Annotated in this window: 8 protein-coding genes; 2 read left to right on the forward strand and 6 right to left on the reverse strand. The window is 52.5% G+C overall.

Going from position 1 to position 8482, the window contains the following annotated elements; genetic code table 11:
- Positions 1–554 (reverse strand): LrgB family protein (locus KQJ19_RS20705; protein ID WP_216404070.1); only part of this gene is annotated, 554 nt, incomplete at its 3' end.
- The gene (locus KQJ19_RS20710; RefSeq protein ID WP_016155367.1) at positions 547–957 is read right to left on the reverse strand and encodes a CidA/LrgA family protein; all 411 of its coding nucleotides are present in this window, start codon (positions 955–957) and stop codon (positions 547–549) included. The genes KQJ19_RS20705 and KQJ19_RS20710, both read right to left, overlap by 8 nt.
- Positions 958–1058: 101 nt before the next feature.
- Between KQJ19_RS20710 and KQJ19_RS20715 the strand changes: the two genes are divergently transcribed.
- Complete coding sequence (locus KQJ19_RS20715; RefSeq protein WP_016155366.1) at positions 1059–1949, forward strand: LysR family transcriptional regulator; 891 nt, start codon at positions 1059–1061, stop codon at positions 1947–1949.
- A gap of 84 nt (positions 1950–2033) precedes the next feature.
- Here KQJ19_RS20715 and KQJ19_RS20720 read toward each other — a convergent pair whose 3' ends face one another.
- The 3 genes from KQJ19_RS20720 to soxR form a co-directional block, all read right to left on the reverse strand.
- Positions 2034–3680 carry a Na+/H+ antiporter gene (locus KQJ19_RS20720; protein WP_016155450.1) on the reverse strand — a complete coding sequence of 549 codons (1647 nt, stop codon included), beginning with the start codon at positions 3678–3680 and terminating at the stop codon, positions 2034–2036.
- Between the two features lie 157 nt (positions 3681–3837).
- Positions 3838–5187, reverse strand: a complete 1350-nt coding sequence (ghxP, locus tag KQJ19_RS20725; RefSeq protein WP_016155449.1) for a guanine/hypoxanthine transporter GhxP — start codon at positions 5185–5187, stop codon at positions 3838–3840.
- A 604-nt stretch (positions 5188–5791) separates the two neighbouring features.
- Entirely contained in the window at positions 5792–6250 is a 459-nt protein-coding gene (gene soxR / locus KQJ19_RS20730) for a redox-sensitive transcriptional activator SoxR (RefSeq protein WP_016155363.1), read from the reverse strand.
- Positions 6251–6336: 86 nt separating this feature from the next.
- Here soxR and soxS point away from each other — a divergent pair, with 86 nt between their 5' ends.
- Positions 6337–6660 (forward strand): superoxide response transcriptional regulator SoxS, encoded by a 324-nt coding sequence (gene soxS, locus KQJ19_RS20735; protein WP_016155362.1) that lies wholly within the window; start codon positions 6337–6339, stop codon positions 6658–6660.
- 2 nt (positions 6661–6662) lie between these two features.
- On the opposite strand, the gene KQJ19_RS20740 is transcribed toward soxS, so the two are convergent.
- Positions 6663–8249, reverse strand: coding sequence for an EAL domain-containing protein (locus tag KQJ19_RS20740; protein ID WP_216404071.1), 1587 nt, complete (start codon positions 8247–8249; stop codon positions 6663–6665).
- Positions 8250–8482: the final 233 nt, after the last annotated feature.

Raw genomic sequence — 8482 nt, forward strand, 5'->3', positions numbered from 1 at the left:
GCGCCAAATCCTGCGCCTTTCGCCATCCCTTCCCGAATAGAAAGCCGTAAAAACAGTACATCGCCAACCGCCATACCGAATACACCGGTCACTACCACGAACAATGCCACCAGGTCTGGTTGCCCGCCCAACGGCTCTGCTGCCGCCAGCGCAAACGGCGTGGTGACGGAGCGCACCGCCAGACTACGCTGGATTTCATCAGGCAACATAAACAGACGCGCCAGCCACACGGAACTGGTAACGGCCACCAGCGTTGCCGTCACTACGCCCGCAGTCAGTGACATCCAGTGCCGCTTAATCACGGCAAGGTTGTCATAGACCGGAACGGCAAAGGCGATGGTCGCTGGGCCTAACAGCCACAGCAGCCAGTGCGATTCACCAATATAGTTTTGCCAGGAGATATGCCCAAAGACCAGCATCAGGACCAGCAGCGCCGGAGTGAACACTAACGGCATCAGCGGTAATTTACGAAAACGGCGATACAGGCGCTTGTTGGCAAAATAGATGCCCAGCGTAATCACCAGACACAGCACGCTTAGCTGGAAATTACTCACGGTTTAGCCTGCTCATTTCATAGCGATACACTTTATCCACGACCCACGCCGTTGCGCCAAGCACCATCAACGTACTTAGCGCAATGACGGCAAATATGCGCCAACCATCGACCAACAACAGCTGCGTATAGTTGACGACAGCCACCACCGCCGGAACAAAAAACAGCAACATTTCAGCCAGTAACCAGCGAGCGCCTGCGCGAATCCAGTTCAACGGGATAACCCGGCAGACAATCAGCGCCAACATCAGCACCATCCCAACCAGGTTGGCAGGAAGCGGCAGATGCAGCCAGGAGACAAGATATTGAGCAAATACAAATAGACCTGCGTACAACAGAACCTGAACGGGGATCTGGAGTCGATGAATAACGGCAGGCGTCACGCGGCTTATCGCCACAGCCATGAGGGTATGTCCTTAAAAAATAGAGAGCGCCAGTATAGAGAGCCCCCGTCCAGGACTGAAATGAATTAAACTCATTGCAGGCATAGTCTTAAGGAATAATCATGGATATCAGAACGCTGCGCTATTTTGTTGAGGTGGTTCGTCAGCAGAGCTTTACCCGCGCAGCGGAGAAGCTTTTTGTCACCCAGCCCACCATCAGCAAGATGTTGAAGAACCTTGAAGACGAGCTTAACTGCACGCTGTTAATCCGCGACGGTCGGCGACTGCTGTTAACCGACACCGGACAGGTTGTTTTCGAACGCGGCCTGGCGATCCTCGCCGAGTTTCGCCAGCTCGAAGCAGAACTCAGCGACATTAATCACCTCAACAAGGGAGTGCTGCGCCTCGGCATCCCGCCCATGGTCGGTATGTTGATGGCCGGGCCTATCAGCCTGTTTCGCCAGCGCTATCCCGGCGTGGAGCTGAAGGTGTCTGAATTTGGAGGCTTAACCGTCCAGCAGGCGGTGATGAATGGCGATCTGGATGTCGCGATGACCGCGCTGCCGGTTGAAGAAGAGAGCGGCCTGGCGACCTTACCGCTTTTTAGCCATCCGCTCTGTGTGCTGGTCCCCCGTTCCGGTCAGTGGACAACGTGTGAATCCATTTCCCCCGAGGCGTTAGCGGAGCATCCCCTGCTTATCTATAACGAAGATTTCGCGTTGAGCCGTCAGTTGCTTGAGCTGTTTAACCAGCACAACGTCAAACCCCGCATCGCGGTACGCAGTGGGCAGTGGGATTTTCTGGCGGCAATGGTGCAAGCCGGAGTCGGGATCGCCATTTTACCGGAGCCGATTTGCCAGCGGTTGGATAAGCAGACGCTGCGCTGGATCCCTTTGGAGAGTGATTTACGCTGGCAGTTGGGCATGATTTGGCGCGAAGGTGTGTATCTGTCGCACAGCGCCCAGGCGTGGCTCAAATGCTGTGAAGGGTTCTGGCTAACGCAAGAGTCGTAACATGCCGGATGCGGCTTAACGCTTATCAGACCTACAATTGGATTCCGTAGGCCTGATAAGCGTAGCGCCATCAGGCACAACCGTTTATTCGTTCTCGATCAACAGCGCTTCCAGCAAATCCAGATCGTGCAGCAGTTTTTGCAGCGTTTCATTGCTAATTTCCCGCGTGGCGCGCAGGTGATAAAGCTCCGCGCGCTCGGAGCGCAGGGCCGCCAGACGGAAACGTCGCTCGAGGTTTTCTTCCTGCATCGAGCTTTCTACGTCGTTGCGTCCGTCGGCGCGTCGACGCAGGTTACCGATGACGCGTGAACTTACCTCGGTGAGCAACTGATTGTCGATGTTCTCTTCGGTGTCTGCGGCCAGACGCTCCTCCATTTTCTGGATGGCGACAATCGCCACTTCCGCCGTGGCAGCGCGGGCAATTCGTTCCTCTTTCTGCTGCTGCGAGTGGTCTGCCACTTCCAGGTGTTGCAGCAGAAGCGGCAGCATCACCACGCCAACAAACAGCGAGAACAGAATCACGCCCGCGGCAAGGAAGATCAGCTCATATCGCGCCGGGAAGCCGCTACCATCCGGTAACAGCAACGGAATAGAGAGCACACCGGCGAGAGTAATGGCCCCACGCACGCCCGCAAAGGAGGCGATCATGATTTCACGCGTCGTCCAGGAACCAAACTCCATCGGCTTTTTCTTCAGGAAGCGCAGGCTAAACTTCTTCATCGTCCACAGCCAGCCAAAACGTACCAGCATCAGCGCCACGTAAATCAGCACGATATCGGTAAACAGCATCCAGATTTCAACATTCGGATCGGCTTCTGCCGCCGCCAAAGAAGACTCCAGAATCCCCGGCAACTGCAGTCCTAACAGCAAGAAAACCATGCCGTTAAACACAAACTCCAGCATCGCCCAGGTGCTGTTAGCACGTAAACGCATCGCCAGCGGCGCCCGGCGCATTACCCCGGAACGGGTGATCGTCATCCCGGCTGCGACCGCCGCGAGGATGCCGGAAACACCGATGTGTTCCGCAATCAGGTAAGACGCAAACGGCAGCAGGAACAGCAGAACGATTTGCGTTGCCGGTTCATCACCACCCCAGCGGCTGAGAAAACGCAGGGAGCGCCCGTACAGCCAACTGACGACAAAACCGGCCAGGATACCGCCAATCGCTACCTTGAAGAATTCAAGCGTTGCGCCACCAACCGTAAACACCATCGTGCCCATCGCCACGGCGACGGCAAATTTCAGTGATACCAGACCGGAGGCGTCGTTCATCAACGCTTCGCCCTGCAGGATACCCATGATTTTCTTCGGTATGCGTCCCTCGCCCACTATGCCGGAAAGCGCAACTGCATCGGTTGGCGACAGGACAGCGGCCAGCGCAAAGGCTGGGATGAGAGGGATCCCCGGCACCAGCCAGTAAATCATAAAGCCAATCCCGACCACCGTGACCAGAACCAGCGCCAGCGCAAGGCCGAAGATCTCTCGCCCGTGCTCCAGAAACTCACGGGTTGGCGTCTTCCAGCCATCGGCGAAAAGCAGCGGCGGGATGAACAGAACCAGAAAAAGCTCAGGATCGAATTCCACATGCAAACCAAACGTCGGCCACGCCAGCAAGGCGCCGATGGCGATCTGCATAAGGGGTAAAGGGAGTTGGAATGGCAATACGCGAGTAAAAACCCCCGACAGCGAGACCACAAGGGTCATGATGAGTATGGTGAAAAAGATTTCCATGCGTTCCCTGTTTGCGATGTTTCTTATGATCAGTGATGAGAGGCGTCGTGCCTCAATTCTATCTACTTGAGAGTAACGCAAAAGACAACGAGAGTGTTGTGAAAATAAAAACGGGCGGCCAAAGCCACCCGTTTTCAGAATCTTCATCAAATGAGGATTAGATAGCCCAACCACCAGCGTAGAAGGCCACCAGCGCGATGGCGATGACCACTGTGCCGATGTTCAGTTTGCGCCATTCGCCAGAGACGATACGGCCAATCACCAGGGTAGCAAAGCCAATCATAATGCCGGTCACGATGTTACAGGTCAGCACGATAAATACGGCCGTTACCAGCCCCGCCATAGCGTCGACAAAGTCAGCAAAGTCGATTTTCGCTACGTTGCTCAACATCAACAGACCCACATACATCAGCGCAGGTGCCGTTGCATATACTGGTACAAGATAAGAGAGCGGAGAGAGGAACAGGATCAGCAGGAACAGTACGCCAACGGTGATCGCCGTCAGGCCAGTTTTGCCGCCTGCCGCCGTACCCGCTGCGGATTCAATATAAACCGCCGCCGGTGCAGCACCCACCAGACCAGAGAACACGCTGCTCAGGGAGTCGGTGGTCAGCGCTTTGCCGCCGTCAATAATCTGTCCGTCTTTATCCAGCAGATTCGCCTGTCCGGCTACCGCACGGATGGTTCCGGTCGCATCGAAGACAGCGGTCATGACCAGCGCCAGCACGCTCGGCAGTACGATTGGGTTTAGTGCGCCCATAATATCCAGGCTACCGATCAGCGAGTTGCCGTTTTCGTCGCTCAGAGACGGCATGGCAAAAATACCGGAGAAATGTACGGCCGGGTCGAAAATCAGACCCACTACGGAAATACCGATAATAGTCAGCAGGATACCGCCCGGTACTTTCAGTTTTTCGAGGCCAATAATCACCGCCAGACCTACCAGCGACATAATCACCGGGAAGGTATCGAAATCGCCCAGCGCAACCGGCAGGCCGTCCAGCGGGTTTTTAATAACCAGACCCACGCCGTTTGCCGCAATCAGCAGCAGGAACAGGCCGATACCAATCCCCGTACCGTGCGCAACACCCTGCGGTAGATTGCGCAGGATCCAGCTACGAATACCGGTCGCGGAAATGATGGTAAACAGGACACCCATCAGGAACACCGCACCCAGCGCAACAGGCACGCTGATATGTTGTCCCAGTACCAGGCTGAATGCGGTAAACGCCGTCAAAGAAATGGCGCAACCAATCGCCAGCGGCAGGTTTGCCCACAGGCCCATCACAATAGAACCGACGCCCGCGACCAGACAGGTTGCCACAAATACAGCGGCAGGCGGGAATCCGGCTTTACCCAGCATCCCCGGAACCACGATAACGGAGTAGACCATGGCCAGGAACGTCGTTAATCCGGCAACGACTTCCTGACGAACGGTACTGCCGCGGAGCGAAATTTTAAACCAGGCGTCGAGTGAACCGCCGGTACGCGCTGAAGGCGTAGACATAGAAAACATCCCCTGAGAGTTTATTTTTTCGTCATTATGCGTGCTGGACAATCCACTGCCTGCTAAACGTTTTCTCCATGTGCCAGGTTTGCGTCAATAGGGGTGTCGCAAAAAAGCAAACGTTTAGCTCCGCGCATAAAAAACGGGTGGTAAAAAAAAGCAAACGATTATCCAGCGATCATACGCTGGTTTTCAACTGAACTTTGCCGCTTTTTACTCATTTCTTCTTATAACGCGCAATAAATAATCAGTCGATGCGCAAACGTTATCGTCAATGCGCAGTCTGGCAACAAAATTTGCGGAGTTATTACAACATCGGTGTGCCTTTTTCACGCAAACTTGCGCAAGAAAACCGGTGAAGATGCGGAAAATTTTTTGGCTAAAAAATCACCATTTCACTGGTAAATGGAGAGAGGTGGCTTACAATTACATTATCAACACAGACCGGAACCTCACCTAATGTGCTCGACTGAGGGGTGTTGATGTCGGGGGAAACCCTCCCGTGAACCAGCGGGATAGAGTGAAAGACAAAGACCGGAACCAAACTAAAGCGCCCTCTGTGGCGCTTTAGTTTTATATCCGTCCATCCATCAGATATTTCACATCAATCATCTTCCAGCAGACGCGCCCCGGTCCCCTTCTCGCCAAGCTGATCGCCTGGGTTACGCAACGGGCAATCGCTGCGCGACAAACAACCGCAACCAATACACCCATCCAGTTCATCGCGTAGCGCCACTAAAGTATGAATGCGTCGATCCAGCTCTTCACGCCATTGCGAAGAGAGCTGCTTCCACTCTTTAGCACTGAGCGAATGTCCTTCAGGTAATACGCCGAGCGCGTCACCGATCGTTGCCAACGGGATCCCGATGCGTTGAGCAATCTTGATAATCGCCACATAACGCAACACATCACGTCTGTATCGGCGCTGATTGCCGCTGTTGCGCATACTGCTGATTAACCCTTTGCTTTCATAGAAATGCAGGGTTGATACCGCCACGCCGCTACGCTTTGCAACTTCACCTGGCGTGAGCAGCGCTTTTATTCGGGGTAATTTCTTTTCCATAAATCGCTTTACCTCAAGTTAACTTGAGGAATTATACTCGCCCACAGACAAAACGACGAATCGAATACTGAAAAAGAGGCAGCCCTATGTCCCATCAGCAGATTATTCAGACCCTTATTGAATGGATTGACGACCATATCGATCAGCCGCTGAACATTGAGGCGGTGGCGAAAAAATCAGGTTACTCGAAGTGGTATTTACAGAGAATGTTCCGCACGGTGATGCGCCAGACGTTGGGTGACTATATCCGCCAGCGTCGACTCCTGCTGGCTGCTGTTGAACTGCGGACGACCGAGCGACCTATTTTCGATATCGCGATGGATCTTGGTTACGTATCACAACAAACCTTCTCACGCGTGTTTCGCCGCGAGTTTGATCGTACCCCCAGCGATTACCGCCACCGCCTGTAAGATTATTGCCCGCTCTGCGTCAGTATGGCGGGCGACCGTTGTATCCAGTGCATGAACTCCTGTGGCGGCAGCGCCTTCGCAAAATACCAGCCCTGACAATACTGTACGCCACGTTCGCGCAGCCACTCGATTTGCTCAACCGTCTCTACCCCTTCCGCAATCATCTTCAGGTGTAAGCTTTGCGCCATTTCGATGATATGTTCGGCAATCAGGTGACTGGTGCTGTTGGTGGACAACGTACTAATAAATGATTTGTCGATCTTCAGGATATCGATATTCAACGCGGATAAATTGTGTAGATTGGAATATCCCGTCCCAAAATCATCAAACGCCACTTCATAACCCGCCTGACGAAACGCCTGGATTACCGCGGTCATTTTATCTACATCAATAAACCCGCGTTCCGTCACCTCGACTTTAATTTGCTGGGCCGCCACAGAGTACTCACGGTTTTTGTTGGTAATCAGGGCAATAAGTCGGGATGAATGAAAGTCAGAAGCAGAGAGGTTTATCGAGATATAAAGCTGAGGATGCGCCGAAAGAAAATATCCTAAATCGTTGAACACCTCTTCAATCACGTAATCCGTGATCCGCTCAATCATTCCCTCTTTTTCAGCCAGTGGAATAAACTCGGTTGGGCTCATTACTTCACCATCACAGCCCGGCCAGCGCAGCAGAGCCTCAGCCCCTACGCACTGACCGTTTTCGATATCAATGATCGGCTGGTAGTGCAGACACAGTTGACGTTTTTTGATTGCTCGTTTTAACAAGCGGCGGGGAGATAAGTATTCCTGACGCGTGCGCCACCACATTAACAGCATCAGGATGCTGCAGATAATCCCGAAAGGAATCGTTAACGCAGCCTCATGATAGAAAATCGAATGTATGCGTTTATCCGAGGTCGACACAATAATCGCAATCGGGCGTTTTTCTGAATGCACTTTGGTGTAAAAGCGATCGTCCAACTGGAAGGTTGAGGCTTCACCGTGCACCAACGGCAATAACTGCGCAATAGGCGCCCCTTCGCTGGCAGAGAAAAAAGTACCCGTTACCGTGTCATACACGCCCCAGGACAGGTCCGGGTCATCTGACATAACTTCGCTGTAAGATAATGGGTTGATGACGACAACGTAGTTTCCACGTTGCATATACGTCATTCTGTAGCCAGCGAAAAAGGGGGTATCGCGATAGTAATAGATGGAGATGTCCGGCGTACGTTTATAGTCGGCGGTCGGCATAATATAGGCGACTGGCGGCGCCATCGACGTAGAGCACAAAAAATGATCGCCCTGCGCATAAATTAGCTCGCTGATATATAAACGACCACGAATAATATCTAGCATATTTTTCTGATGTGCCGGGGTACACATCTTACCTTGATACAACAGGGCCATATCTCGCGCTAAATCGGCTTGTTGGATCACCAATTCAGTTTTATTTAACACCAGTTGCGCAAAAGAGCGAAGTTGATTACGGGTTTCGGACATTGCCCGGATTTGAGCAAACCATAACGCCAGCACCACGGGGAGCAATACCACCATGAATGTTCCGAGGAACTTCAGTATCTTGCGTCGCGCACTGTGATTCATGTCAGCCCTGTTTCCCTGTTTCGTATATGCCAGAACCCATTAAGGCAAGATGCTATAAACACCGACTGATTAAGTTGCATGAATCTATCAGTATTAGCAACAGACTTCTCTATGTAAAAGTCTGATAATAGTTGATGATGATATTATTTTTCCGTAAGGCAAACTTAAAGTTATGCTTATTTCATAACGTTATTATCCCCAAGGAGTAATTTTTTATAAGCACTATCCTGGCT

The organism is Citrobacter sp. S46_ASV_140 (assembly GCF_018919545.1).
Classification (GTDB): Bacteria; Pseudomonadota; Gammaproteobacteria; order Enterobacterales; family Enterobacteriaceae; genus Citrobacter; species Citrobacter braakii.